Source organism: Kingella kingae, assembly GCF_900475905.1.
Classification (GTDB): domain Bacteria; phylum Pseudomonadota; class Gammaproteobacteria; order Burkholderiales; family Neisseriaceae; genus Kingella; species Kingella kingae.
Genome location: NZ_LS483426.1, coordinates 467840 through 493202 on the forward strand (window position 1 = coordinate 467840; position 25363 = coordinate 493202).

The window sequence follows — 25363 nt, forward strand, 5'->3', positions numbered from 1 at the left end:
AGGCATTGTGCTACTTTCATCATTCATGTTGGTATGTTGATGAGGGTTTACTGAATGGAATGTAAACGATGTCTTCGGGTTGTGATGTAAACTATGTTATCAGGTTGTACCCGTGTACGCCTAGTACATAAGGGGGTGGCAACGCAGTATTGATTTGAATTTAATTCGCTATAAAAAAATGATTTGCATAATAAACCGCTTTAATGCCATATAAAATCCAGCTACAATGCAACCTATTTTTACCTTTCTTGCCACGAGATAACGCTATGTTTAATTTATTCAATAAACTGTTCAACCGGAAAGCCGAAACGCCGCCCAACACCGAAAAAGAACCAGAACAGGTGCAGGCTGCTTCTGCGCCCGAAACTGCGCCTGCGGTTGCCAATGAAAATGTGCAGGCTGCTTTGAGTGCAGAAACCGAAGTCGCGCAAGAAAACACGGCAGATGAAGTACCACAAGCTGAAGCCGAAAGCACGGAAACCGCAGAAGAAAATGTGCAGGCTGCTTTGAACGCAGAAACCGAAGTCGCACAAGAAAATACGGTTGAAGCAGAACCCATGCGCCATAGCTGGGCAACGCCTGTGGTGGAAGAAGTCAAAGAAACGGTGCAATCTGCCGAGCAATGGGCGGAAGACATGGCGCACGCGGTGGCAGAAAAAGTCGATGAATTGGAAATGCGTGCCGAAATCTTGGCAGAAGAAACCAGCGAAAGCGTGAGCCATTGGGCACAAGGCATGGCACACGCGGTAGAAGAAAAATTGGACGAGCTGGAAATGCGCGCCGAAATTTTGGTTGATGAAGCCAAAGAAGCAGTGGTGGAAAGCGTGCAGACGTTGGAACACGCGCTGGAAGGCGAAAATGCGCTGCCCGAACCCGAATTGTTGCCCGAAGAGCCAGTCGCGCCTGAAGCGGAAGAATCCTTGGGCTGGACGGCACGTTTGGCGCGTGGTTTGAGCAAATCGCGCAATCAAATGGCAAAGTCGTTGGCTGGCGTGTTTGGCGGCGGCAAAATTGACGAAGATTTGTACGAAGAACTGGAAACGGTGCTGATTACCAGCGATATGGGCATTGAAGCGACCGAACAGTTGATGAATGAAGTCCGCAATCGTGTGTCGCTCAAAGGCTTGAAAGACGGCGCGGAATTGCGTTCGGCACTCAAAGACGCGATTTACGATTTGCTCAAACCATTGGACCAGCCGCTGGTGTTGCCCGATAATGGTCAGCCGTTTGTGATTATGATGGCTGGCATCAATGGCGCAGGCAAAACCACGTCTATTGGCAAATTGGCGAAGTATTTTCAATCGCAAGGCAAAAGCGTGATGTTGGCGGCGGGCGATACCTTCCGTGCGGCGGCGCGTGAGCAGTTGCAAGAATGGGGTGCGCGAAACAATGTTACCGTGATTTCGCAAGAAAAAGGCGACAGCGCGGCGGTGTGTTTTGATGCGGTGGAAGCGGCAAAAGCGCGTAAAATTGACGTGGTGCTGGCGGACACGGCTGGACGCTTGCCAACGCAATTACACTTGATGGAAGAAATCAAAAAAGTGAAGCGCGTGTTGCAAAAATCCATGCCCGATGCGCCACACGAAATCATGGTGGTGCTGGACGCGAACATCGGTCAAAACGCGGTCAATCAAGTGGTGGCGTTTGACGATGCGTTGGGCGTAACAGGTTTGATTGTTACCAAGCTGGACGGCACGGCAAAAGGCGGCGTGTTGGCGGCGTTGGCAAGCAGTCGTGCGATTCCTGTGCGCTATATTGGCGTGGGCGAGAGCATTGACGATTTGCGCCCGTTCAATGCCAAAGCGTTTGTGGACGCGCTGTTGGACGAGTGGTCGGCATAATTGGATACATATAAAAGCAGCCTGCACTTTGAATCAATCAAAAGTGCAGGCTGCTTTTTCTATTTTCTGATTTCCGCCAACACCGCATCGGCAGCGAGTTTATCCGTATCCAATTTCAGCATTTCGTGCAAACGTGTGAAATCTTGTTCCAGCGCAGCAATTTTGTCTGGATTGCGATACCAGTCCAACATCGCAGCGGCAAGTTTTTCGGGCGTGGCATCGTGTTGCAACAATTCTGGCACGGCTTCTTGGTTGAGCAAAATATTTGGCAAGCCAACGTGCGGCACTTTGATTTTGCGTTTGACCAGTGCGTAAGTGAGCGCGGAAATTTTGTAGCTAATCACCATGGGGCATTTGCACAACGCGACTTCCAGCGTTGCCGTGCCACTGGTTACGAGTACGGCATCGGCGGCGGTACAAGCCAAATCGGTTTTTGCCGCCTGCAAACGAATTGGCAATTTTTCAAATTCTGGTTGCGCCAAATAATGTTGCAAACGCTCGCGCGCGGCGGCTGTGGGATAGGGCGAAATAAATTGCGCGTTGGGCAATTCGCGCAAAATCAGCCACGCGGTGCGTAAGAAAATCGGTGCCATATAGTCGATTTCGCTGACTCGGCTGCCAGCCAAAATCGCGAAAACAGGTGTGTCGTTGTCCAGTTTTAGGCGTTTACGCGCGGCGGTTTTGTCGGCAACCATCGGCAAAGTTTGCGCCAATGGGTGTCCCACAAACAAGGCGCGTCCGCCTGCTTGTTCGTAGAGCGGTGCTTCCATTGGGAATAGGCACAATACTTGATTGACTTGGTTGACAATTTTGTTTACACGCTCGCGTTTCCATGCCCAAACGGACGGCGACACATAATGCAACGTGGGAATGCCTGCCGCTTTGAGCTGTTCGGCAACGCCTAAATTGAAATCGGGTGCATCTATGCCCACAAACACATCGGGGCGCAGATTTTTGAGTTGCGCGACCAATTCGCGGCGAATTTTGAGAATTTCGGGCAAGCGTTTGATGACTTCTATATAACCGCGCACGGCTAGGCGTTCTTGGTCAAACAGGCTTTGGCAGCCTGCGGCTATCATGCGCGGGCCGCCAATGCCGATAAATTGGGCATCGGGGCGTTGCGCTTTAATAGCTTCAATTAAGTGTGCGCCAAGCAAATCGCCAGAGGCTTCGCCAGCGCATAGGGCTATGGTTAAGGGTTTGTGAGACATGAGATTTTAATCGTGTGAAAATGTTTGCGATTGTAGCGCGAAATGAAAAAGTGCAGGCTGCTTTTTATTGCACCACCGCATTCCAAACATACCGCAACAGCCCAAACGCCAAATACCACATCATCGCGTCGATAACGCCTTCTAGCACTTTCCATGAGCAATCGTGCGCCGTAGCCAATCCCTAAAAACCAATTTTTTGTTCGGGCGACAAGCTGGCTGCCACGCTACCGACTAACATCACCGTGTCAATGTAAACGTGCGGATTGAGCAGTGTAATCGCCAAAGTGGCAAGCACGGTTTGGCGCAGGCTGCTTTTGGGCGTGTCGCTGTTGTCCACAATCAACACGGATTGTTCTGTGGATAACATGGTGCGAAACGAGCGTAATCCGTACCAAAGCAAAAACAATCCACCCAATAACGACAAGGCTGCCGATAAAACCATGCTGCGACCCAAAAAGCCGCTCACGCCCAATACGCCCAAGCTCATTAAAGTAAAATCGCATAAAAAACAAATGAATGAAACTCAAAATATGTGGTTTTTGAGCAAGCCTTGTTTGAGTACGAATGCGTTTTGTGCGCCAATCGCGATGATGAGTCCGCCTGAAATCATTGCACCGTTAAGTATGCTGGATAAAGTCACAATGTGTGGATAAAGTTGTGTGTAAGTTTGTGAATAAGATTGGATAATGTTGTGGATAAAAAGTGCAGGCTGCTTTTTTGATGTAAAAAGCAGCCTGCACGTTTGTTTGCCGATACAATCAACCTGTTAATTGTTTGCTAATCAATTTTTTTAGCGGTGGCAAATTGTTGCTCACACGCAGCACCGCGTTTCGCAGCAATTTGGCTGGCGCGCTTTCGGTGGTAAAGAACGTAACCATCGCGTTTGTGCCGTGATATAGCGGGCGGGTGTGCATTTGATGTTTGACGTTATACATTTCCAACACATCGCTGCTGCCAATGTCTTTGCCACGCGAATTCGCCTGCAAAATTTGTTTGGACAAAATGTCGGTGCTTTCCAAGCCCAAATTGTAGCCGTGTGCGGTAACAGGGTGCATGCCCACCGCTGCATCGCCAATCAAGGCACAGCGTTTGCCGTAAAACTTGTTGGCATGAACGCCCATGAGCGGATAATGATGCACCGTGCCTGCAATTTCCATTTCGCCCAATTTACCGTTGAGCATTTTTTGCGCTTCTTTGGCAAGCTGTTCGGGCGACAAATCCAGCAATTCGTGGGCTTTGGTGTTGGTAATCGTAATCACGCAGTTGGTCAAATGTTCTTCCAATGGCAACAGGGCGAGCGTGCGTCCATAGAAAAAGCATTCGCTAGCGGTGTGTTGATTGGAAATGCTGTGTTTGGTGCGGAACACGATTACCGTGCGTCCAAAGTCGTGCATATCGGCAGCAATGCCCAGCTGGCGGCGTGTTTGCGATAGGCGGCTATCGGCAGCAATCAGCAATTTAGCGGTGAGTGTGTCGCCGTTGTCTAACTCAACCAAAGCGCGTTCATCGTTGGTTTCAACGTGTTTGACACTGACACCGCAATGCAGCTCTACATTATTCATTTGCGCGACTTCTTCATACGCGGCGCGGCGAATATTGTGATTGGAAATTAAGTTGCCCAAACGGTCGGTTTTGCCGCCACGCGCTTGGGTTGGCTCGGGAAAGTGCAAGGTGTAGTCCGATGTGCCGTTATAGACTTTGGCATCGCGCAGACGATAGATTTCGTTTTCGGGAACGCGTTGCCACATGCCCAAATGTTGCATGATTTCGCGCGAACGGTGGGTTAGTGCGATTTCGCGTCCGTCATAAGCGGGATTTTGTAAACTTTCCAACGGGGCTTTTTCAATCATGATGATGCGTAGGCTGCTGTTTTTGAACTGACGCGCAAACGCTAAACCTGCTGGGCCTGCGCCCACAATCAGAATATCGGTATCCATGCTGATTCCTTTTTTGGGTTGATAAAGAAACAGGCGTTATTGTAGCGTAGCGCGATAAGATTTGCGTGATAAAAAACCTTATGTGCAGGCTGCTTTTTTGTGGGTGCAGGCTGCTTTGCTGCTGTGGTGCGTGATAAAATACGCGCTGTTTACATCATCAAACAAGGAAAACGCCGTGAACAAATGGATTGCACTTGCCCTAGCAGCCTGCACTTTAACCGCCTGCACTTGGGAAACGTATGACACAGCCGATGGCGGTACATCGTTGCGACAAAAATACCCAACAGGCACGAACGTGTATTACACCAACGGCGCAGCATCGCAAAACACGAATTACCACACCAATCGCCCACAACCGCACGCGATTGTGCCGCAAACAGATGAATAAATCGGCAAAAAGCAGGCTGAGACCTTTGCAAAACCCCATCTTTGGCGCATTTCTTCGTGATGCGCTTTTCGAACGCTTGAAAATATTTCAATATTATCTGCGCGTTCTGCGATGCTATCACTTTGAACTGCACTCAAATCTGGGTTTTGCAAAGGACTCAGCCTGCAATTTTCATTATAAGGATTACCAAAATGTCATTACACATCATCATTCTCGCGGCAGGCAAAGGCACGCGAATGTATTCCAAGCTGCCCAAAGTGTTGCACCAAATTGGCGGTAAATCCATGCTGGAACACGTGATTGACACGGCGCAAACCTTGCAGCCAGCCAGTATCAATGTTGTGATTGGACACGGCAAAGATTTGGTGTTGCAACAACTGTCGCACAAAAACGTAAACTGGATAGAGCAAACCGAACAGCTCGGCACAGGGCACGCGGTCAAAATGGCGTTGCCCCACATTCCACCACAAGGTAAAACGCTGGTGTTGTATGGCGATGTACCGTTGATTGACACAGAAAACTTAACCGCCTTGTTGCAACAAGCAGGCGACGGCGTAGGCATTTTGACCGACATCATGCCCAATCCAACAGGCTACGGACGCATTATCCGCAACGCGCAAAACCAAGTAACCGCTATCGTGGAAGAAAAAGACGCCAACGCCAAACAAAAAGCGATTACCGAAGTCAATACAGGCATTTTCGTGTTGCCCAACGCGCATTTGGCAAACTGGCTAAACGCGCTGCAAAGCAACAACGCGCAAGGCGAATATTATTTGACCGATGTCGTTGGTTTGGCGGTGCAAGACCAAGTTGCCGTTGTGCCGTACCCCGTGTCCGCACATTATTTGGCAATGGGCGTAAACAACAAATTGCAGCTAGGCGAATTGGCGAACATTTACCGCCATCACCGCGCAGCAGAAGTCATGTTGGCAGGCGTAACCTTGCTGGATAGTTTCAGCTTTCATTTGCGTGGCAGCCTGCAACACGGTCAAGACGTGGTCATTGATGCAAATTGCCTTTTGGAAGGCGATGTTGTGTTGGGCGATGACGTTCACATTGGCGCGAATTGTGTGATTAAAAACGCAAAAATTGGTGCAGGCACTGTGATTGCACCGTTTAGCCATTTGGAAGATTGCGTGATTGGCGACAACGCACAAATTGGACCATTTGCCCGATTGCGCCCCAATGCCGTGTTGGCAGACGAAGTGCATATTGGCAATTTTGTGGAAGTCAAAAACAGCACCATTGGCAAGGGCAGCAAAGCCAATCATTTGACTTATTTGGGCGATGCGGTGATTGGTAGTCAAACCAATATCGGCGCAGGCACGATTACCTGCAACTATGACGGCGTAAACAAATACAAAACCGTGATTGGCAACGAAGTTCGCATTGGTTCAGACACCTTGCTGGTTGCGCCTGTTACCGTGGGCGACAAGGCAACCACAGGCGCAGGCAGCGTCATCACCAAAAATTGCGAGCCAAACAAATTGGTGATTGCCCGAGCCAAACAAACCACGATTGAAGGCTGGGTGCGCCCTGAAAAAACAGCAAAGTAAAAGTGCAGGCTGCTTTTTTATATTTTTTTAACCACTTTTCCAGAAAGGAAATCAACATGGAATTGGTATTTATCCGCCACGGATTAAGCGAATGGAACGCGAAAAACTTGTTTACAGGTTGGCGCGATGTCAAATTATCAGAACAAGGCATTGCCGAAGCCACCGCCGCAGGTCAAAAGCTCAAAGCCGCTGGCTATGAATTTGATATTGCGTTTACATCGGTGCTGACTCGTGCCATCAAAACCTGCAACATCGTGTTGGAAGAAAGCGACCAGTTGTTTGTGCCACAAATCAAATCTTGGCGATTGAACGAACGCCACTACGGCGCATTGCAAGGCATGAACAAAAAACAAACCGCCGAAAAATATGGCGATGAGCAAGTCCACATTTGGCGCAGAAGCTACGACACCTTGCCACCGTTGTTAGACAAAGATGACGAATTTTCCGCACACAACGACCGCCGCTACGCCCATTTGCCAAGCGATGTGGTGCCAGACGGCGAGAACTTAAAAGTTACTTTGGAGCGCGTGTTGCCATTTTGGGAAGACCAAATTGCCCCAGCGATTTTGGCTGGCAAGCGCGTGTTGGTGGCAGCGCACGGCAATTCACTCCGCGCTTTGGCAAAACACATTGAAGGCATTTCGGACGACGACATCATGGCGTTGGAAATTCCAACAGGTCAGCCATTGGTGTATAAATTGGACGACAATTTAAAAGTGATTGAGAAGTTTTATTTGTAATGCTAACTAAATGTGCAGGCTGCTTTTTTGTGTTATCAAAGCAGCCTGCATTTTTTATCCACATCACATCAAACCCCATGAACAAAACCATACGCATACTAGGCATAGACCCAGGTAGTCGCAGCACAGGCTTCGGCATCATCGACTGGGTTGGGCGCGAACCCATTTATGTTGCATCGGGCTGTATCCAAACCATTCCCAAAGACGAGTTAGCAGGGCGCGTCAGCATTATTGTGCGTGGCATTGCCGAACTGATTGACACCTATCGCCCCAACCAAGCCGCAGTAGAACAAGTGTTTGTGAACGTCAATCCAGCCGCCACGCTCATGCTCGGGCAAGCGCGTGGTGCAGCCATTGCCGCGCTGGTGTTGCGCGATTTGCCCGTGTATGAATACACCGCCTTGCAAGTCAAACAAAGCGTAGTCGGGCAGGGCAAAGCCGCCAAAGAACAAGTGCAACACATGGTTGTGAAGATGCTCAATCTATCTGGCACGCCCCAAGCCGATGCCGCAGACGGTTTAGCCGTTGCCATTACGCACGGTTTGCGCCATCAAGGGCTGGCTGGCAAATTGGGCGGATTGGCGATAAAGGGTGGCAGATTGCAATCGCCTTAATGTTTATCCACGATTTATCCCTGTGTTATCCCTGCGTTATACAGAGCTTATTCGCCATTTATCCCAAATTTTATCCACAATATTTTTTGATTTAGCCAGTTGAAAATAGATTATTTTTTTGTTGATTTAAATTTTTATCCACAAAATCAATCACACAAAAGTGCAGGCTGCTTGGCATCGTTTACAAAAGCAGCCTGCATCATTCAAAAATCCGTTATAATTTGCGCCTATTCTATTGAGATATAACCCAAAATGATACGATTTGAATCCGTTTCCAAAACTTATGACGGTGGATTTCAAGCACTCAAAAACATCAGCTTCAACATTTCCAAAGGCGAAATGATTTTTGTGGCTGGACATTCGGGTGCAGGCAAATCCACTATGTTGCGTTTAATCGCAGGCATCACGCGCCCCACTTCGGGCAAAGTGCTGATGAATAAACACGATTTGGGCAGCCTGTCCGACAATCAACTGTGTTATTTGCGCCAGCACATTGGCATTGTGTTCCAAGACCACAAAATTTTGTTTGACCGCAACGTGTTACAAAACGTGATGTTGCCGCTACGCATCATCGGCTTTACCAACAAAGAAGCCGAAAAACGAGCGCGTATTGCCATCGAAAAAGTCGGTTTAAAAGGGCGCGAAAAAGACGACCCAAACGGTTTATCGGGCGGCGAACAGCAGCGTTTGTGCATTGCGCGTGCGGTGGTGCATCACCCCAGCATTTTGATTGCCGATGAACCGTCGGCAAACCTAGACCGCGCCTATGCTTTGGACATTATGGAACTGTTCAAAACCTTCCACGAAGCAGGCACAACCGTGATTATTTCGGCGCACGATGAAACGCTGATGCAAGATTACGGTCATCGCATTTTGCGTTTGCAGGGAGGGCGTTTTGCATCATGAGTAATTATGTATCGCTGCACTTGGAAAGCGCGAAACGGGCGTTGGTGTATTTTGTGCGCCAGCCTGTTGCGACTTTGCTGATTTTGTCGATGCTGTCGATTGCGATGACTTTGCCACTCACGCTGTATTTGGGCGTACAAAGCGGCAAAAACGTGTTGGATAAATTGAGCGATGTGCCACAAATCACGCTGTATATGGATTTGAGCGCGGTGCAAACCGATAGCGACAATGTCCGCAACTTGCTCACATCAGACAAACGCATTGATAAGGTGAAATTTGTGAGCAAAGCCGATGGTTTGGCAGAAATGCAGGCTGCTATGGGTTCGCAAGACATCGTGTCCATGCTAGACGAAAACCCTCTGCCCGATGCGTTTATTGTGAAGCCAGCCAACAGCACGCCCGATGCGATTACCGCTTTGCAAAACGATTTGGCGCACTATCCCATGGTAGAAAGCGTGCAGCTAGACAAAGAATGGATGCAAACTTTGTATCAATTCAATCAACTGCTTAACCGCGTGTTTTGGTTTTTGTCGTTTACGTTGGGGATTGCATTTGTGCTGGTGGCGCACAACACCATTCGTTTGCAGATTTTGAGCCACAAAGAAGAAATTGAAATCACCAAATTATTGGGTGCGCCGTCGTCGTTTATTCGCCGTCCGTTTTTGTATCAAGCGGCGTGGCAGAGTTTGCTGTCGGGCGCGTTGAGCTTGGGTTTGTGTTATTGGATTATGACCAGCACCAAGCCGTTGGTAGAGCAAATTTTTCAGCCCTATGGCATCACGCTGCAATGGCGCACTTTAACCGAAGTGGAAATGGTGGTGGTGTTGCTGGTTGCCAGCTTTTTGGGCATTGGTGGTGCATGGCTTGCCAGCACGCAGCATTTGTTAAGCTTCCGCGCCAAACGTTGATTGGGATTGATGGCATACTGCGTTGTGCGGTATGCCATTTTTGGTGGTGTCCTGAAAAGTGTGCTGTAAAACTAAACAATGCCAAAGTGAATATCAAAGAAAGCTAAATCAAAAACTTTCTTGTGATAAAACATACTTTTAGAAAAGCAACACGTTTTTCTAAACGCTCGCCTTACTTTGTGCCGTAAACGACAGTTATTACCCTCAATGCCAACTGTGTGTTGCTTACCAACTAGATGCCATTCTTCATTTGAAAAGACATTTAAAAATGCAGCCCAGTCATCGGTCGCCATTCTGTCATAGGTTACACGCAACTCTTTCAAACGCCGTTTGAGTGCTCGCGCTGTTGCTAAATCGCGTTTACCCCAAACGTAAGCGACAATTTCGCCACTTTCTCTGTGATAGGCATAGACTAGCCACACTTTATTAGACTTGTTACCGACAAATGTCCAAAACTCGTCTATTTCAAGTGTAGGGTAATGTTTTTGTTTAGGAAATGGCTCAAACTCATGGCGTTTTAAAGCAGCCTGAACTTTGTCTTTGCTGTAACCCGTAATTGCTGCAATATCGCGAATACCACAACCTCTAACGGTCATTCTCCAAACCTGCTCATCAGCTTTGGAATGACAACCCTTATAGGTAAGGTTATGGTCGCCAATAAAATTACGACAAAAATCTTTGCAAAAATATTTTTGTTTACGATTGCAAGAGTAGCCATTTTTCTTTATATTTTGTCCTTGGCAGCGAGGACAAGTTAGAGTTATTTCTGTTTTCACACACTCAAATATACTCTGTTTTCGCTGCTTTTTTATTGCTTATTTTTTTACAGCACACTTTTCAGGACACCACCCCATTTTTTATATAAAAGCAGCCTGCAATTTTGGTAGCGCGTAAGGTGGGACTTATCCCAGACCTGACAAGTTTTAAATTAAAAGTATAATGCACGAAGTTTAAACAACCAAATGGACAACACCATGCACTCACTAGAAGAATATTTCGCTCGCATACCCGATACCAGACGTGGAGCAGGCAAACGCTATAATCTAGCCAAAACACTCACAGTCATTGTTGTTGCCATTTTGGGCGGTGCGAAAGGTAATCGCGAAATAGGTGCATTCCTTGCTAATAATATTGATGAATTAAAACAATATCTTGCATGGGATAGAGATAATACACCCAGTTACGAAAAAATCCGCACATCAGAAACCTAGAGACCAAAGGTTTGGTTTTGACATTAGATGCCTTATATTGTCAAAAAAAGTCTCGTAGAGATTGATGAATTGGGGCAGTTTTACGTTGTAGGTGTTAAAAAAGGCGCAATCCGATTATTCAAAGAGTTTCAAGAACTTCCGAATAATCAAATACTTTCGAAAATTCAAACAACGGAAAGACAGAAAGGCGCACAAATTCAACGTGAAGTTGCTCTTTATCCATGTACACAATGGGTTAGCCAAAATTGGCAATCATCTAAACGTATGATTGTTGTTACAAATACGAAAATAGGAGCAGATGGTTCGCGCAAAGTGGAACAACACTTTTATTTAAGTAACTATCATCATGATAATGTAGAATTTTTTGCTAAAACGATTCGCAACCATTGGGGTATTGAAAATAATCTCCACTGGGTAAAAGATGTTCACTTTAAAGAAGATAACTCTTTAATTCGCAATAGAAATTCAGCATTTATTTATTCTATATTATTTAGTTTAGTGTTAAACATAGTACGGCTTTACGGTTACAAATCTTGGAAACCATGGTTAGCTCGTTTTGCGAATCGCATTGACCGTATTGTGGCTATTATTTAAAACTTGTCAGGCCTGGGACTTATCTCACCAATAATCGTGAATATTGAGCGAATTGATGGGTTAAAACCCACCTTACGACTGATAAATTGTTCGTTTTGCAGAAAATCTATTTATCCCACCCCAAAAAATCATCATGAATACCCGTTTATTTTTATCCGCCCTATGCCTGACATCTGCACCGTTGCTCTACGCGCAATCGGCATCTGCGCCCAGTTTGTCTGTATCCCAAATCATTCAAAACGAAATCGCCCAAACATGGCAAAGCAGCGATTTTGCGCCAACCGAAATTGAACCGATTAGCGCGTCCAGTACCGCATCTGCACCGACTACGCGCCCTGTACTGCAAACGCATACACGCTACACGCCCAGAGTACAGGCTGCTTCGGAAGTAACCTTGCCGAGCAAGCCCACGCGCCGTCAAATTTTGCAGCAAGAAATCAACCGTGAACGTCAGGCTTTGGCAGCAGCGCGTGTGCGTTTGTCTGCCGCGCAAAAACGAAATAATGCCGCAGAAGTGCAGGCTGCTTTGGCGCAAATTCAAGACCGTGAGGGCAATATTGCTGCGTTGGAATTGGAAGCGCGTAGATAAACATTTGACACAATCAAAGCAGCCTGCACTTTGGATAAAAATGTGCAGGCTGCTTTTTCCGCTATAATCGCGCCATTCCATTATGAGAACACACCATGAGCCATATTTTTTATGAAGACGGCGGACAATTCAAAGTCGCCAGCATCGTGCAAAAAAACGATAGCACCTATCAAGCCGACACGCAACACGGCAAGCGCGTCAAAGTCAAAGCCGCCAACACGTTTATTGAATTTGACGGCAGCATGGACAGCTTCATGCAAACCGCCCAAGCCGAAGCCAACGAAATCGACACCGAATTGCTGTGGGACTGCGTAGGGCAAGACGAATTCGACTTCAAAGCCGCCGCCAAAGAATATTTTGGCAACCAAGCCAGCAAAACCCAATTAGCCGCGACTTTGATGGCGTTGTATGCTGCGCCAATGTATTTTCACAAAAAAAACAAAGGCGTGTTCAAAGCCGCACCCGAAAACGTACTCAAACAAGCCCTAGCCACGATTGAACACAAAGCGCAACAAGAAGCGCAAATCCAAGCATGGGCAGACGAAATGGTTGCAGGTCGCTTGCCCGATGCCATTGCCACCGAATTGCCGCAAATTTTGTACGACCCCGACAAGCAATCGTTGGCATACAAAGCATTCCACAAAGCCAGCGACGCGCTGAAATTGTCGCTCTACGAACTGGCGTTGCACACAGGCGGCATCACGTCCAAACCACAATATTTGTTGCAACGCTTTGCCTACAAATATTTCCCCAAAGGCATGGATTTTCCCGAATTATCCGCACCAGAGCAGCCTGCACATTTGCCGCTTGCCAACGTACAAGCCTTTTCCATTGACGACTTATCCACAACCGAAGTCGATGACGCGCTGTCGGTGCAAGATTTGGGCAACGGCAGCAAGCGCATCGGCATCCACATCGCTGCCCCCGCGCTGGGCATCGAGCCGAATAGCGATGTAGAAAAAATCGTCATGCAGCGGTTAAGCACGGTGTATTTTCCTGCCAACAAAATCACCATGCTGCCCGAAAACTGGATTGGCGCGTTCAGCTTGGACGAGGGCAAAGTCGTGCCAGCGTTCAGCATTTATTTTGATGTAGATGAAAATTGGCAGTTATCCGAGCCAACCAGCCAAATTGAGCTTGTGCCAATCGCCACCAATTTGCGTATTCAAAACATCGAACCATTTTTTAATAGCGAAACAGGCGTAGGCAGCGCGGATAATCCACAGTTTGCCCACCATGCCGATTGCTTGTATTTGCTGGATTTAGCGCGCGAATTGCAACGCCAGCGCGACCGTTTGGACGACCCCACTTTGCCCAAAAAATACGATTACGGCATTGATTTTGATGCCAACGGCAAAGTGCTGATTACGCGCCGTGAACGCGGTTCGCCGATTGACACGCTGGTCAGCGAAATGATGATTTTGGCGAACACATCGTGGGCAAAAATGCTGCACGATAACGAATTGGCAGGTTTATTCCGCGTGCAGCCGAGCGGTCGCGTGCGAATGTCCACGCATTCCGAGCCGCACATCGGCATGAATGTGGCGCATTATGGCTGGTTTACTTCGCCGCTGCGCCGTGCCAGCGACTACATCAACCAAAAGCAACTGCAAAGCCTGCTCGACCCAGACAGCGAGCCACGTTTTACCAAAAACGACAGCGATTTATTTGTGGCATTGGGCGCGTTTGAAGCCGCGTTTAACGCCTATCGCGCGTTTCAAGACACGATGGAAAACTACTGGGCAACCGTGTGGCTGGTGCAAGAAAACGTGCACGAAATCAATGCTGTGGTGCTAAAAGAAGACTTGGTGCGCTTGGAAGGCTTGCCACTAACGGCACGCGCCACTGGCATTCCAATCGAGATTGCGCCCAAAGCCACCGTCAAGCTGGCGATTACCGAAATCGACCCCGAACAGCAATTTATCGCGCTGAAATATTTGTCGGTTGTGCCAACCGCGACAACGGTTGTGGTAGATGAAGAGTGATTGGGATAAATAAATTGCAGGCTGCTTTTGTATGGAATATTCCGCACAAAAGCAGCCTGCAATTTCACTTTGCTATACTGTGTTAATTCTTGTATGCTTGCCACCCTTTGTTTAGGAAAATTTCATGAGCATATTAAATAAAATCAGCGATTTTGTTGGCAAAACCTTTACGATTTGGGCGACTTTATTTGCCGCGCTGGGATTGCTATCGCCCGAATCATTCAAATGGGTGCTGCCCAACGTGCCGTATTTGTTGGGCGTGATTATGTTTGGCATGGGCTTAACGCTCACACCCAGCGATTTTAAAATTGTTGCCACCCACCCAAAAGCCGTGTTGGTAGGTGTGCTGGCGCAATTTTTGATTATGCCGATAACCGCTTTTTTGTTGGCAAAAGGATTTAGCCTGCCGCCCGAAATTGCCGTGGGCGTAATTTTGGTTGGTTGCTGCCCAGGAGGCACAGCGTCCAACGTGATTACCTTTTTGGCGCGTGGCAATGTACCGTTGTCAGTGGGCGTAACGTCCATCACCACGCTGCTTGCACCCATTTTTACCCCTGCGATTTTTTACGTTTTGGCGCACCAATGGCTGCAATTTGACCCCAGCAAAATGCTGTTGTCTATTTTGCAAATCGTGTTGTTACCGATAGTGTTGGGCGTGTTGGCGCACAAATTCTTCAAAAAACAAACCGAAGCCGCCGCCGAATTGTTGCCCTTGGTGTCGGTGGTTGCCATTATTTTGATTATTGCCGCGATTATTGGCGCGAGCAAGGCCAAAATCCTAGAAAGTGGTTTGTTGATTTTTGGCGTAGTGATTTTGCACAATAGCTTGGGTTATTTGCTGGGATTTTTTGCCGCTCGTTGGTGCAAATTGCCGTTTGACGCGCAAAAAACGCTGGCGATTGAAGTCGGTATGCAAAATTCAGGTTTAGGCGCGACGCTGGCGGCGGCACATTTTGCCGCCGCGCCTGTGGTTGCTGTGCCAAGTGCCTTGTTTAGCGTTTGGCACAATATTTCAGGCTCAATCTTGGCGAGCTACTGGGCAGCGCAAGCAGAAAAAGCGGATAAGCAAGCACAGCAACAATCGCCTGAATAAAAGAATCATAATAAAAAGTAGCTTGCACTTTGTGTTTAAAAGGTTGTGCCTGCCTACGGCATACACCTTTTATAGTGAATTAAATTTAGATTAGTACAGCGTTGCCAACTCCCTTATGTACTAGATGTACACGGCGGTCGTTGTCGACCTTGTCCTAATTTAAATTTAATCCACTATATACCCAAATCAAAGATTTGGACAAAAGGTGCGGGCTGCTTTTTGTTTGTTGGATTGATATGACGTCAACAAAAAAATAAACCGTATCCATGACAGATACGGTTTGGAATTTGGCGCGGTGGACGGGGCTCGAACCCGCGACCACTGGCGTGACAGGCCAGTACTCTAACCAACTGAGCTACCACCGCGCATGAACATTTGATAAATCAAACGCCCAAAAAAATGGTGGGTGATGACGGAGTCGAACCGCCGACATTCTGCTTGTAAGGCAGACGCTCTACCAACTGAGCTAATCACCCATTCGTTTCGCCGTGCAGCGAAACGACGTTATTAAACCAAAGTTTTGATTATTTGGCAAGCGATATTGGCTCGCTAAATAATAAGTTTTTCATATTTAATCAAATTTATTTTTGCGATTGATGGTTTTTCAATAGAAAATCGGTCATCAAATCGCGCACGCTGGCAAACATATCCAAACCTGTGGACGTGCGACAACCGCGTTGGCGCGCGGTTTCTATCCACGCGGTCAATGGTAGGTGCGCCACGATATCGCCCACAAACATATCGCCTTGCCAAGTGCCATTGGTATTGCGGCGAACTACGTTTACGGTATGCAAAAATTGGGCGTGTTCGGATACGCTATCACACAAATCGGTGAACGAGATTTTGTGTGGCACGGTTACCATAATGCCGTCCACGTTTTGCTGCGTTTTTATGCCTGCGAAAAGGGCTGCTAGCTGGGCTGGGGCAACGTGTGCAGGAATGCATACGGTATTGAAGCTGCGTTGCTGCAACACTTCGCTTACCATGCTGGGCGATTTCACTTGGGCGATGGGGGTGCCGACTACATAATATAGTGGATTAAATTTAGATTAGGACAAGGCGACAACGACCGCCGTGTACAGCTAGTACATAAGGAAGTTGGCAAACGCTGTACTAATCTAAATTTAAGGGGCTGTCCTAGATAACTAGGACAAACTCGATTTTACTAATTGTTTTAAAATAGAACAAGAACTTTTATCTCACTGTTGTTAAAACGCCATTCGCACTCCTTTAAATACAGCTCAAAATGCTTTTTGGGAATGCCGTTAAACTTGCGTAAATGACGTTTTTGCTTGATTCCAAAAGTGCTCAATTCCGTTGATATGGTTTTGTCGTTCAGCAAAATGTGTGCTGTGATTGATACGAAAACGAAGTTTCAGCGAAGCTAAAATGGCTTTGTCGCTCACATCTAATACATCATAGCTACGATAACAATCCGTATAAACAATGCTGTCAGGTTTCACTTGTTCACGGATAATAGGCAATAAAGTAGCGGTTTGAGTATTCGGTACAGTAACCGCATAAACCTTACCATTTCGCTTCAAGAGCCCAAATACAGCGACTTTTCCAGCAGCACCTCGACCGCGTTTACCTTTTCGTTGTCCACCAAAATAACTTTCATCTGCTTCTACTTCGCCATCAAACATTTCTAAATGTGGACTGTTTTGATAAATAAGTAATCGTAAACGATGAAAATAATAGGCTGCGGTATTTTTATTAACACCTACTAACTCTGCTGCTGTTCTTGCGGTTACACCTGCGACAAATAGCTCAATGAGTTTGTTTTGTTTGTACTGACTTAGACGACTTTTTCGCATAGGGATAATTCTAACTTAATTTGAATTTCCCTAGTTATCTAGGACAGCCCCAAATTTAATTCACTATACACGCGCGTTGAATCCTTTAAAGTTAGCTCCATGATAGACTCCAAAGTGGTCGTTGAAGATGGCTTTAATGTAGGGCAAATTCGCGCAAAAAGCAGCCTGCACCTTGTTTTCTGCACAATCCGCCCCATTTAAACGCAACCTATTTTCAACAACGGAAAAACAAAATGTCAGCAAATATCCTTTTAAATTTAGACAACGAACCGCGTTACAACGAGATCCGCGTAGATGACATCAAACCAGCTATGCAAACGGCAATGTCCGAAGCCCGCGAACAAATCGCCCAAATCAAAACACAGCCTGAAACGACTTGGCTCAACACCGTAGAAACATTAACCGACATCACAGAACGTGTTGGCAGAATTTGGGGCGTGGTGGCGCATTTGAATAGCGTGGTGGATACGCCCGAACTTCGCGCCGTTTACAACGAATTGATGCCTGAAGTTACCGTATTTTTCACGGAAATCGGACAAGATATTGAACTTTACGAGCGTTTCAAAGCGATTAAAAACGCGCCCGAATTTGCCAAATTGAACAACACTCAACAAACGAAATTGGCGCACGATTTGCGCGGTTTCGTGTTGAGTGGCGCGGAATTGTCGCCCGAAAAACAGGCGGAATTTGCCAAATTGCAAATGGAATCGGCGCAATTATCGGCGCAGTTTTCGCAAAATGTGTTGGACGCGACCGATGATTTCGCGCTGTATTTTGATGATGAAAGCAGCCTGCAAGGTTTGCCTGACGATGCGTTGGCGATGTTTCAGGCAGCCGCGCAAGCCGAAAACAAATCAGGTTACAAAATCGGTTTGCAAATGCCGCACTACATCGCCGTGATGCAGTACGCGGACAATCGTGAATTGCGTGAACAGCTTTACCGTGCGTATTGCACTCGTGCGAGTGAGCTGGGCAAGGCGGAATGGGATAACACGCCGAACATTACGCGCTGTTTGGAAATTGCGCTGCAAGAAGCGAATTTGTTGGGCTACGAAAATTACGCGGCGTTGTCGCTGGTTACGAAAATGGCGGAAACACCAGCGCAAGTGTTGGATTTTTTACGCGATTTGGCGAAACGCGCTAAACCGTTCGCGCAACAAGATTTGGCGGAAGTGCGCGAATTTGCCGCGACAAATTTGGGGCTGCCTGACATTCAATCATGGGATTTGAGTTACGCGAGCGAGAAATTGCGTGAACAAAAGTACGCTTTTTCTGAAACGGAAGTGAAAAAATATTTCCCTGTAAGCAAGGTGTTGGCTGGATTATTCACGCAAATCAAGCGTTTGTATGGCGTGAATTTGACGGAAAAATCTGTTCCTGTGTGGCATGAAGATGTGCGTTATTTTGAGTTGGAAAAAGGCGGCGCGATTATTGGCGGCGTGTACATGGATTTGTTTGCGCGTGAAGGCAAACGCGGTGGCGCGTGGATGAATGATTATCGCGGTCGCCGCCGTTTCTTGTCGGGCGATAAGGCTGGGCAAATTCAAACGCCGATTGCGTATTTGGTGTGCAATTTCACGCCGCCAGTTGGGAGCAAGGAATCGCGTTTGACGCATGATGAAATCATTACGCTGTTCCATGAAACAGGACATGGTTTGCATCATTTACTGACGCGCGTGGACGAGTTGGGCGTGAGCGGTATCAATGGCGTGGAATGGGACGCGGTGGAATTGCCGAGTCAATTTATGGAAAATTTCGTGTGGGAATTTGACGTATTGCGCGAAATGTCGGCGCACGAAGACAATGGCGACACGCTGCCTGAAAGTTTGTTTAACAAAATGTTGGCGGCAAAAAATTTCCAACGCGGTTTATTTTTGGTGCGCCAAATGGAATTTGCGTTGTTTGATATGTTGATTTACAGCGAGAAAAATTCAGGCAGCCTGCAAAATTGGGCGGACGTGTTGCAAGCGGTTCGTGCGGAAGTGGCTGTGATTCAACCGCCTGAATACAATCGTTTTGCGAATAGTTTTGGGCATATTTTCGCAGGTGGTTATTCGGCTGGTTATTATAGCTATGCGTGGGCGGAAGTGTTGAGCGCGGACGCTTACGCGGCGTTTGAAGAAAGCGATGATGTGAAAGCCACAGGCGCGAAATTTTGGAATGAGATTTTGGCGGTCGGTGGCAGTCGCAGCGCGGCTGAAAGTTTTAAAGCGTTCCGTGGGCGCGAACCGAAAATTGATGCGTTGTTGCGTCATTCGGGGTTTGATGTACAATAAGCCCTATTAAACACAGTGCAGGCTGCTTTTGAGTTAAACAAAGCAGCCTGCACTTTCTGTAACCACAATAAGGAGCAATTTTGGCATGACCCAAATGAACTGGTTATTTTTGATTATGGCGTTTTTGCTGTTTGCCAGCGTGTTGGCAAGCAGGCTATCGGCGCGACTGGGTATGCCCTTATTGTTGGCGTTTTTGGGCGTGGGTATGTTGGCTGGCGAGGAAGGCATTGGCAATATTTCGTTCAACAATTTTGCAGGCGCGAATTTTGTCAGCCAGCTTGCTTTGGCGGTCATTTTGTTGGACGGCGGTTTGCGAACCAAGTTATCCACATTCCGTATCGCGCTCAAACCTGCGGCGGTGTTGGCAAGTTGGGGCGTGTTGGCAAGCGTGGGTTTATTGGGCGTGTTTGCCACTTGGTTGCTGGGTTTGGATTGGCGATTGGGCTTGCTGATGGCGGCGATTGTCGGCTCAACCGATGCGGCGGCGGTATTTTCCCTGTTGCGAAACAGCGGTGTACGCCTGCATCCGCGTATTCAAGCCACGTTGGAGCTGGAAAGCGGCGTAAACGACCCAATGGCAATTTTGCTGGTGAGCGTGTTGATTAGTTTGATTATGCAGCCCGAACAAACCACATTCGGCAGCGCGTTGGTGATGTTGGTGCAACAACTGGGCTTGGGTTTGTTGTTTGGCTTGGTTAGCGGCAAGATTTTCGCGCTGTTATTGGCAAAAATCCGCTTGGCAGAAGGCTTATACGCGCTGATGATTGCATCGGGCGGCGTGCTGGTGTTCGCGTTGAGCAATTTGGTGGACGGCAGCGGCTTTTTGGCGGTGTATTTGGCTGGCGTGTTGGTGGGCAATGCACGTAATTCATCAACCGAACACGTTTTGAATGTGATGGACGGCTTGGCATGGTTGGCGCAGGCTGCTATGTTTTTGGTGCTGGGTTTATTGGTTACGCCATCTCGCTTGTGGGAGCAATGGCAGCCTGCACTGATGATTGCCGCCTTTTTGATTTTGGTGGCGCGACCGATTGCCGTGTACACATCAATCAAATGGTTCAAATACAGCAAACGCGAAATCGCCTACATTAGCTGGGTTGGCTTGCGTGGCGCAGTACCTGTTACGCTGGCGATTATGCCGTTGATGAGTGGTGTAGAAAACGCGCGATTATTGTTTGATGTCGTGTTTGCCGTTGTGATTTTGTCTTTGTTGATTCAAGGCACAACCATTCCGTTTTTTGCCAAAAAGTTGGACATGGTGTTGCCGCCCGAACCCGAACCGCTGAACGTGCGCGAAATTTGGTTGAGCGACCGCCTATCCATGACCATGCAATCGTTTTTGGTGGGACAAGATTCCGAAGCGCAAGGCAGTCACCCCTATGCCATGACGCGCGATAGCCGTTTTGCAGGCAGCCGCTTGTTTAGCCTAATCCGAAATGGCGAGCCGATTACCGTAAACATGGCGACCCAAATGCAAGCAGGCGACATCGCATGGTATGTGTTGGACGAAGAACAAGGCAACGCTTTTGCGCGACAATTTGCCGATGACGCAGGCAGCCTGCACGAACAACACTTTTTTGGCGAATTTGTGGTCAAACCCGAAGCCCAGTTGAGCGATTTGGTGTTTGCTTATGGCATTAAAGTCGCACCAGAAGAAGCATCGCACACACTAGACAGCTTGTTCCGCGAGCGTTTTGGCGATGTGCCAGTCGCAGGCGATAGAATTGATTTTGATGGCATTTGCATTACAGTGAAACAGTTAGACGAGCAGGGGAATATTCAGGCGTTAGGTTTGAAAATGCCCAAAAAAGCGCAAAACCCCGTATAATCTGCCGTTCAGGTAAAACAGACAGTCGCCGCGTATCGCGTAAGGCATACGGGGAGGAAAGTCCGGGCTACACAGAGCAGAATGCCAGCTAACGGCTGGGCGTGGTAACACGACGGAAAGTGGAACAGAAAGCAAAACCGCCGATGATTGCATTATTGCAACATAGGTAAGGGTGAAAAGGTGCGGTAAGAGCGCACCGCGCAACTGGCAACAGCTTGTGGCAGGCTAAACCCCATTCGTAGCAAGACCAAACAGAACACATTGACGCTGCTCGCCGAGTGTTTGGGTAGGTTGCTTGAACGTGCTGGCAACGGTACGTCTAGATGAATGACTGTCCAACGACAGAACCCGGCTTATCGTTTTACCTGTCTCAATTTATATAAAAAGCAGCCTGCATAATTTGTTCAAAGTGCAGGCTGCTTTTTATTGTCAAAATAATTCGAATCCTTGATTTTGTTATTAAATTACTTTTGCAATAATCACAAATCAATCACGCAAATAAGAATGCCTATCATTACCGCATTGAAAAGATTGATATTTTTGTCATAAAAAGCAGCCGTATTGCTTTAAAAGAGTTGAAAAATTCGTTAAAATGGCAAGTTACATAAATTAACGGTTACACAGGTGCAAAATGTTAGAAAACTATTTTCCTGTACTTATTTTCGCCATTGTCGGTTTAATCGCAGGCATATTATTTATTGGATTAGGCACACTATTTGGCCCAAAACGCCACTACGCTGAAAAAGACGCGCCGTTTGAATGCGGCTTTGAAGCGTTTGAAAATGCGCGTATGAAATTTGACGTGCGTTATTATTTGGTTGCCATTTTATTTATTTTGTTTGATTTAGAAGTCGCGTTCATGATTCCGTGGGCGGTGGTTTACAAAGATTTAATGGCTGAAACAGGCGCGTTTGCGTTTTGGTCTATGCTCGTGTTCATTGTCGTTTTGACGGTGGGCTTTATTTACGAATGGAAAAAAGGTGCGCTGGAATGGGAATAGAAGGCGTTTTAAATAAAGGTTTTGTAACCGCCAGCGCGGATACCGTGTTGAATTATGTGCGTACTGGCTCATTGTGGCCTGTAACCTTTGGTTTGGCTTGCTGTGCGGTGGAAATGATGCACGCTGGTATGGCGCGTTATGACCTTGACCGTTTCGGGATTATTTTCCGTCCGTCTCCACGTCAATCGGATTTGATGATTGTGGCAGGGACTTTGACGAATAAAATGGCACCTGCATTGCGCCGAGTTTACGACCAAATGGCAGAACCGCGTTGGGTGTTGTCAATGGGTTCATGCGCCAATGGCGGTGGTTATTATCATTATTCCTATTCTGTGGTGCGTGGTGCTGACCGTGTTGTGCCTGTTGATGTGTATGTACCAGGTTGTCCACCAACTGCGGAGGCTTTGTTGTACGGCTTGATTCAACTGCAAGGCAAAATTAAACGCACTTATACGATTGCCCGCCACTAAAAGGAAAGCAAAATGCACGTTATTGATTTACAGGCAGCCTGCACCGAAATTTTGGGCAAAAAAGCCAGCAAAATCCTGTTGGCATTTGATGAAGTTACCATTGAATGCCAGCCTGAACACTATTTAGACATCATGACCACCTTGCGCGACCACGAAGACTTACACTTTGAAAGCCTAGTGGATTTGTGCGGTGTGGATTACAGCACTTACAAAAATGAAGCGTGGCAAGGTAAACGCTTTGCTGCCGTGAGCCAACTGGTTTCTGTGAAAAATAATCAGCGTGTGCGCGTTCGCGTGTGGGCGCAAGATGACGATTTGCCGATTGTGCCGTCTGTGGTAGAACTGTATAACGGCGCGGATTGGTACGAGCGTGAAGCGTTTGATATGTATGGAATTATTTTCAATGAGCATCCAGATTTGCGCCGTATTTTGACTGACTATGGCTTTGTGGGACACCCATTCCGCAAAGATTTCCCGATTTCAGGCTATGTAGAAATGCGTTATGACGAAAACGAAAAACGTGTGATTTATCAACCTGTAACGATTGAACCGCGTGAAATCACACCGCGAGTGGTGCGCGAGGAGAACTACGGTGGCTAAATTAAGAAATTACACGATTAACTTCGGGCCGCAGCACCCAGCCGCGCACGGCGTATTGCGTATGATTTTGGAGTTGGAAGGTGAAACCATTGTTCGTGCCGACCCGCATATTGGCTTATTGCATCGTGGTACAGAAAAATTAGCGGAAACCAAAACTTATCTGCAAACTTTGCCATATATGGACAGGCTGGATTACGTTTCCATGATGGTCAATGAGCAAGCGTATTGCATGGCGATTGAAAAATTGGTGGGCATTGAAGTGCCGATTCGTGCCAAATACATTCGCACCATGTTTGCTGAAGTAACGCGCATTCTCAATCACTTGATGGGCGTGGGTTCGCACGCGCTGGATATTGGCGCGATGACGGCGATTTTGTACGCATTCCGCGACCGTGAAGAATTGATGGATTTGTACGAAGCGGTTTCGGGTGCGCGTATGCACGCGGCATATTTCCGTCCTGGGGGTGTGTACCGCGATTTGCCCGATTTCATGCCGAAATACGAAAGCAGCAAATATCGCAATGCGAAAGTATTGAAAGAATTGAACGCGAGCCGTGAAGGCACGATGTTGGATTTTATTGACGCATTCTGTGAGCGTTTCCCGAGAAATATTGATACGCTGGAAACGCTGCTGACGGACAACCGCATTTGGAAACAACGTACCGTAGGCATTGGTGTGGTGTCGCCTGAACGCGCATTGCAAAAAGGTTTTACTGGCGTGATGTTGCGCGGTTCGGGCATTGAATGGGATGTTCGCAAAAAGCAACCGTATGAAGTCTATGACCAAATTGATTTTGATATTCCTGTGGGCGTGAATGGCGATTGTTACGACCGCTATTTGTGCCGTATGGCGGAAATGCGCCAATCGGTTCGCATTATTAAACAGTGCGCAGACTGGTTACGCGCCAATCCAAATCTACCTGTTATCACAGAAAATCATAAAGTTGCGCCACCAAAACGCACCGATATGAAAATCGGCATGGAAGATTTGATTCACCATTTCAAATTGTTCACCGAGGGTATGCACGTTCCAGAGGGCGAAACCTACACGGCTGTGGAACACCCAAAAGGCGAATTTGGTATTTACATGATTTCCGATGGTGCAAACAAGCCGTATCGCCTGAAAATTCGCGCCCCTGGCTTCGCACATTTGCAAGGCATGGACGAAATGGCGCGTGGGCATATGTTGGCTGACGTGGTGGCGATTATCGGGACACAAGACATCGTATTCGGGGAGGTAGATAGATAATGTTATCTGCTGATTCATTGAAACAAATTGACACAGAGTTGGCAAAATATCCTGCCGACCAACGCCGCAGCGCGGTAATGGGCGCGTTACGCATTGCCCAAGTGGAAAAAGGCTATCTCGCGCCTGAAACCATTGAATTTGTGGCGCAATACATTGGCATTCCAGCGATTGCCGCGCACGAAGTCGCGACTTTCTACAATATGTACGACTTGAAACCAGTCGGTAAATACAAATTAACCGTTTGTACCAATTTGCCGTGTGCGTTGCGCGGTGGCGTGGATGCTGGCGAATACTTGAAACAAAAATTGGGTATTGGCTACGGCGAAACCACCGCAGACGGCAAATTTACGCTGGTAGAAGGCGAGTGCATGGGCGCGTGTGGCGATGCTCCTGTTATGTTGTTGAATAATCATAAAATGTGCAGTTTTATGGACGCTGATGCGATTGAGAAGAAATTGGCGGAATTGGAATAAATCCTAAATTTTGAATTTATATTTTCAGGCAGCCTGAAAAGAATAATTACATTGAAAAGCAGCCTGCATTTAAGACA

The 25363-nt window shown here is 47.4% G+C and carries 25 protein-coding genes, 2 tRNA genes, 1 other RNA gene and 1 pseudogene; 21 read left to right on the plus strand and 8 right to left on the minus strand.

Annotation, left to right across the window (positions count from 1 at the left end; genetic code table 11):
• Positions 1-266 precede the first annotated feature (266 nt).
• Positions 267-1841: a signal recognition particle-docking protein FtsY gene (ftsY, locus tag DQN52_RS02530; RefSeq protein WP_071461635.1), complete on the plus strand. Its 1575-nt coding sequence runs from the start codon at positions 267-269 to the stop codon at positions 1839-1841.
• A gap of 59 nt (positions 1842-1900) precedes the next feature.
• On the opposite strand, the gene lpxB is transcribed toward ftsY, so the two are convergent.
• On the minus strand, positions 1901-3052 hold the full coding sequence (lpxB, locus tag DQN52_RS02535) for a lipid-A-disaccharide synthase (RefSeq protein WP_003788044.1): 1152 nt from the start codon (positions 3050-3052) through the stop codon (positions 1901-1903).
• Between the two features lie 20 nt (positions 3053-3072).
• Between lpxB and DQN52_RS10890 the strand changes: the two genes are divergently transcribed.
• A complete protein-coding gene (locus DQN52_RS10890) occupies positions 3073-3237 on the plus strand; it encodes a hypothetical protein (RefSeq protein ID WP_155114354.1) in 165 nt (54 codons plus the stop codon).
• Here DQN52_RS10890 and DQN52_RS02540 read toward each other — a convergent pair.
• Positions 3234-3566: a LysE/ArgO family amino acid transporter gene (locus tag DQN52_RS02540; RefSeq protein ID WP_228368985.1), complete on the minus strand. Its 333-nt coding sequence runs from the start codon at positions 3564-3566 to the stop codon at positions 3234-3236. The genes DQN52_RS10890 and DQN52_RS02540 overlap by 4 nt on opposite strands.
• 244 nt (positions 3567-3810) lie before the next feature.
• Positions 3811-4995 carry a 5-demethoxyubiquinol-8 5-hydroxylase UbiM gene (gene ubiM / locus DQN52_RS02545; protein ID WP_174259096.1) on the minus strand — a complete coding sequence of 395 codons (1185 nt, stop codon included), beginning with the start codon at positions 4993-4995 and terminating at the stop codon, positions 3811-3813.
• 55 nt (positions 4996-5050) lie between these two features.
• On the opposite strand from ubiM, the gene DQN52_RS02550 reads away from it, so the two are divergent.
• From DQN52_RS02550 to ftsX, 6 genes are all read left to right on the plus strand, one after another.
• A complete protein-coding gene (locus tag DQN52_RS02550) occupies positions 5051-5377 on the plus strand; it encodes a hypothetical protein (RefSeq protein WP_223877612.1) in 327 nt (108 codons plus the stop codon).
• 191 nt (positions 5378-5568) lie between these two features.
• Complete coding sequence (gene glmU, locus DQN52_RS02555) at positions 5569-6933, plus strand: bifunctional UDP-N-acetylglucosamine diphosphorylase/glucosamine-1-phosphate N-acetyltransferase GlmU (RefSeq protein ID WP_003788028.1); 1365 nt, start codon at positions 5569-5571, stop codon at positions 6931-6933.
• 56 nt (positions 6934-6989) lie between these two features.
• Complete coding sequence (locus DQN52_RS02560) at positions 6990-7673, plus strand: 2,3-diphosphoglycerate-dependent phosphoglycerate mutase (protein ID WP_003792120.1); 684 nt, start codon at positions 6990-6992, stop codon at positions 7671-7673.
• A gap of 77 nt (positions 7674-7750) precedes the next feature.
• On the plus strand, positions 7751-8287 hold the full coding sequence (gene ruvC, locus DQN52_RS02565) for a crossover junction endodeoxyribonuclease RuvC (RefSeq protein WP_003792121.1): 537 nt from the start codon (positions 7751-7753) through the stop codon (positions 8285-8287).
• A 252-nt stretch (positions 8288-8539) separates the two neighbouring features.
• Entirely contained in the window at positions 8540-9193 is a 654-nt protein-coding gene (locus tag DQN52_RS02570) for a cell division ATP-binding protein FtsE (RefSeq protein WP_003788020.1), read from the plus strand.
• Positions 9190-10101, plus strand: a complete 912-nt coding sequence (gene ftsX / locus DQN52_RS02575; protein ID WP_003788018.1) for a permease-like cell division protein FtsX — start codon at positions 9190-9192, stop codon at positions 10099-10101. The genes DQN52_RS02570 and ftsX overlap by 4 nt, the downstream gene beginning before the upstream one ends.
• A gap of 71 nt (positions 10102-10172) precedes the next feature.
• On the opposite strand, the gene DQN52_RS02585 is transcribed toward ftsX, so the two are convergent.
• Positions 10173-10877 carry an IS1 family transposase gene (locus tag DQN52_RS02585; protein WP_111694408.1) on the minus strand — a complete coding sequence of 235 codons (705 nt, stop codon included), beginning with the start codon at positions 10875-10877 and terminating at the stop codon, positions 10173-10175.
• Between the two features lie 186 nt (positions 10878-11063).
• Here DQN52_RS02585 and DQN52_RS02590 point away from each other — a divergent pair, with 186 nt between their 5' ends.
• The 5 genes from DQN52_RS02590 (at position 11064) to DQN52_RS02610 (ending at position 15573) form a co-directional block, all read left to right on the plus strand.
• Positions 11064-11312 carry a transposase family protein gene (locus DQN52_RS02590; RefSeq protein ID WP_231954124.1) on the plus strand — a complete coding sequence of 83 codons (249 nt, stop codon included), beginning with the start codon at positions 11064-11066 and terminating at the stop codon, positions 11310-11312.
• Positions 11313-11339: 27 nt separating this feature from the next.
• A complete protein-coding gene (locus DQN52_RS02595; protein ID WP_111694409.1) occupies positions 11340-11906 on the plus strand; it encodes an ISAs1 family transposase in 567 nt (188 codons plus the stop codon).
• Between the two features lie 133 nt (positions 11907-12039).
• The gene (locus DQN52_RS02600; protein ID WP_003788015.1) at positions 12040-12495 is read left to right on the plus strand and encodes a hypothetical protein; all 456 of its coding nucleotides are present in this window, start codon (positions 12040-12042) and stop codon (positions 12493-12495) included.
• Between the two features lie 95 nt (positions 12496-12590).
• Complete coding sequence (locus tag DQN52_RS02605; protein ID WP_003788013.1) at positions 12591-14480, plus strand: ribonuclease catalytic domain-containing protein; 1890 nt, start codon at positions 12591-12593, stop codon at positions 14478-14480.
• A 124-nt stretch (positions 14481-14604) separates the two neighbouring features.
• Positions 14605-15573 (plus strand): bile acid:sodium symporter family protein, encoded by a 969-nt coding sequence (locus tag DQN52_RS02610; protein WP_003788011.1) that lies wholly within the window; start codon positions 14605-14607, stop codon positions 15571-15573.
• A gap of 288 nt (positions 15574-15861) precedes the next feature.
• Here DQN52_RS02610 and DQN52_RS02615 read toward each other — a convergent pair.
• The 4 genes and pseudogenes from DQN52_RS02615 to DQN52_RS02630 form a co-directional block, all read right to left on the minus strand.
• Positions 15862-15938 (minus strand) — tRNA-Asp (locus tag DQN52_RS02615).
• Positions 15939-15973: 35 nt separating this feature from the next.
• Positions 15974-16049 (minus strand) — tRNA-Val (locus DQN52_RS02620).
• Positions 16050-16154: 105 nt separating this feature from the next.
• Entirely contained in the window at positions 16155-16574 is a 420-nt protein-coding gene (locus DQN52_RS02625; RefSeq protein WP_003788009.1) for a shikimate dehydrogenase, read from the minus strand.
• A gap of 144 nt (positions 16575-16718) precedes the next feature.
• A pseudogene (locus tag DQN52_RS02630) lies at positions 16719-17390 on the minus strand (IS1595 family transposase).
• A gap of 233 nt (positions 17391-17623) precedes the next feature.
• Between DQN52_RS02630 and DQN52_RS02635 the strand changes: the two are divergent.
• The 8 genes from DQN52_RS02635 (at position 17624) to nuoE (ending at position 25286) form a co-directional block, all read left to right on the plus strand.
• Positions 17624-19666 carry a M3 family metallopeptidase gene (locus DQN52_RS02635; protein WP_003788002.1) on the plus strand — a complete coding sequence of 681 codons (2043 nt, stop codon included), beginning with the start codon at positions 17624-17626 and terminating at the stop codon, positions 19664-19666.
• A gap of 85 nt (positions 19667-19751) precedes the next feature.
• A complete protein-coding gene (locus DQN52_RS02640; protein ID WP_003788001.1) occupies positions 19752-21494 on the plus strand; it encodes a potassium/proton antiporter in 1743 nt (580 codons plus the stop codon).
• Positions 21495-21503: 9 nt separating this feature from the next.
• Positions 21504-21866: RNase P RNA component class A (rnpB, locus tag DQN52_RS02645), an RNA gene on the plus strand.
• 259 nt (positions 21867-22125) lie between these two features.
• A complete protein-coding gene (locus tag DQN52_RS02650) occupies positions 22126-22494 on the plus strand; it encodes an NADH-quinone oxidoreductase subunit A (protein WP_003787996.1) in 369 nt (122 codons plus the stop codon).
• Positions 22485-22964, plus strand: a complete 480-nt coding sequence (locus DQN52_RS02655; RefSeq protein WP_003787993.1) for a NuoB/complex I 20 kDa subunit family protein — start codon at positions 22485-22487, stop codon at positions 22962-22964. The genes DQN52_RS02650 and DQN52_RS02655 overlap by 10 nt, the downstream gene beginning before the upstream one ends.
• Positions 22965-22976: 12 nt before the next feature.
• Positions 22977-23564 carry an NADH-quinone oxidoreductase subunit C gene (locus DQN52_RS02660; protein WP_003787992.1) on the plus strand — a complete coding sequence of 196 codons (588 nt, stop codon included), beginning with the start codon at positions 22977-22979 and terminating at the stop codon, positions 23562-23564.
• Complete coding sequence (gene nuoD, locus DQN52_RS02665; protein ID WP_003787991.1) at positions 23557-24813, plus strand: NADH dehydrogenase (quinone) subunit D; 1257 nt, start codon at positions 23557-23559, stop codon at positions 24811-24813. Before DQN52_RS02660 ends, nuoD begins: the two co-directional genes overlap by 8 nt.
• Entirely contained in the window at positions 24813-25286 is a 474-nt protein-coding gene (gene nuoE, locus DQN52_RS02670; RefSeq protein WP_003787988.1) for an NADH-quinone oxidoreductase subunit NuoE, read from the plus strand. Before nuoD ends, nuoE begins: the two co-directional genes overlap by 1 nt.
• The last annotated feature ends 77 nt before the right edge of the window (positions 25287-25363 follow it).

Coding starts and splice junctions, on each gene's coding strand:
- ftsY (WP_071461635.1), top strand. CDS start 267: ATGTTTAATTTATTCAATAAACTGTTCAACCGGAAAGCCGAAACGCCG.
- lpxB (WP_003788044.1), bottom strand. CDS start 3,052: ATGTCTCACAAACCCTTAACCATAGCCCTATGCGCTGGCGAAGCCTCT.
- DQN52_RS10890 (WP_155114354.1), top strand. CDS start 3,073: ATGTTTGCGATTGTAGCGCGAAATGAAAAAGTGCAGGCTGCTTTTTAT.
- glmU (WP_003788028.1), top strand. CDS start 5,569: ATGTCATTACACATCATCATTCTCGCGGCAGGCAAAGGCACGCGAATG.
- DQN52_RS02560 (WP_003792120.1), top strand. CDS start 6,990: ATGGAATTGGTATTTATCCGCCACGGATTAAGCGAATGGAACGCGAAA.
- ruvC (WP_003792121.1), top strand. CDS start 7,751: ATGAACAAAACCATACGCATACTAGGCATAGACCCAGGTAGTCGCAGC.
- DQN52_RS02570 (WP_003788020.1), top strand. CDS start 8,540: ATGATACGATTTGAATCCGTTTCCAAAACTTATGACGGTGGATTTCAA.
- ftsX (WP_003788018.1), top strand. CDS start 9,190: ATGAGTAATTATGTATCGCTGCACTTGGAAAGCGCGAAACGGGCGTTG.
- DQN52_RS02590 (WP_231954124.1), top strand. CDS start 11,064: ATGGACAACACCATGCACTCACTAGAAGAATATTTCGCTCGCATACCC.
- DQN52_RS02595 (WP_111694409.1), top strand. CDS start 11,340: ATGCCTTATATTGTCAAAAAAAGTCTCGTAGAGATTGATGAATTGGGG.
- DQN52_RS02600 (WP_003788015.1), top strand. CDS start 12,040: ATGAATACCCGTTTATTTTTATCCGCCCTATGCCTGACATCTGCACCG.
- DQN52_RS02605 (WP_003788013.1), top strand. CDS start 12,591: ATGAGCCATATTTTTTATGAAGACGGCGGACAATTCAAAGTCGCCAGC.
- DQN52_RS02610 (WP_003788011.1), top strand. CDS start 14,605: ATGAGCATATTAAATAAAATCAGCGATTTTGTTGGCAAAACCTTTACG.
- DQN52_RS02635 (WP_003788002.1), top strand. CDS start 17,624: ATGTCAGCAAATATCCTTTTAAATTTAGACAACGAACCGCGTTACAAC.
- DQN52_RS02640 (WP_003788001.1), top strand. CDS start 19,752: ATGACCCAAATGAACTGGTTATTTTTGATTATGGCGTTTTTGCTGTTT.
- DQN52_RS02650 (WP_003787996.1), top strand. CDS start 22,126: ATGTTAGAAAACTATTTTCCTGTACTTATTTTCGCCATTGTCGGTTTA.
- DQN52_RS02655 (WP_003787993.1), top strand. CDS start 22,485: ATGGGAATAGAAGGCGTTTTAAATAAAGGTTTTGTAACCGCCAGCGCG.
- DQN52_RS02660 (WP_003787992.1), top strand. CDS start 22,977: ATGCACGTTATTGATTTACAGGCAGCCTGCACCGAAATTTTGGGCAAA.
- nuoE (WP_003787988.1), top strand. CDS start 24,813: ATGTTATCTGCTGATTCATTGAAACAAATTGACACAGAGTTGGCAAAA.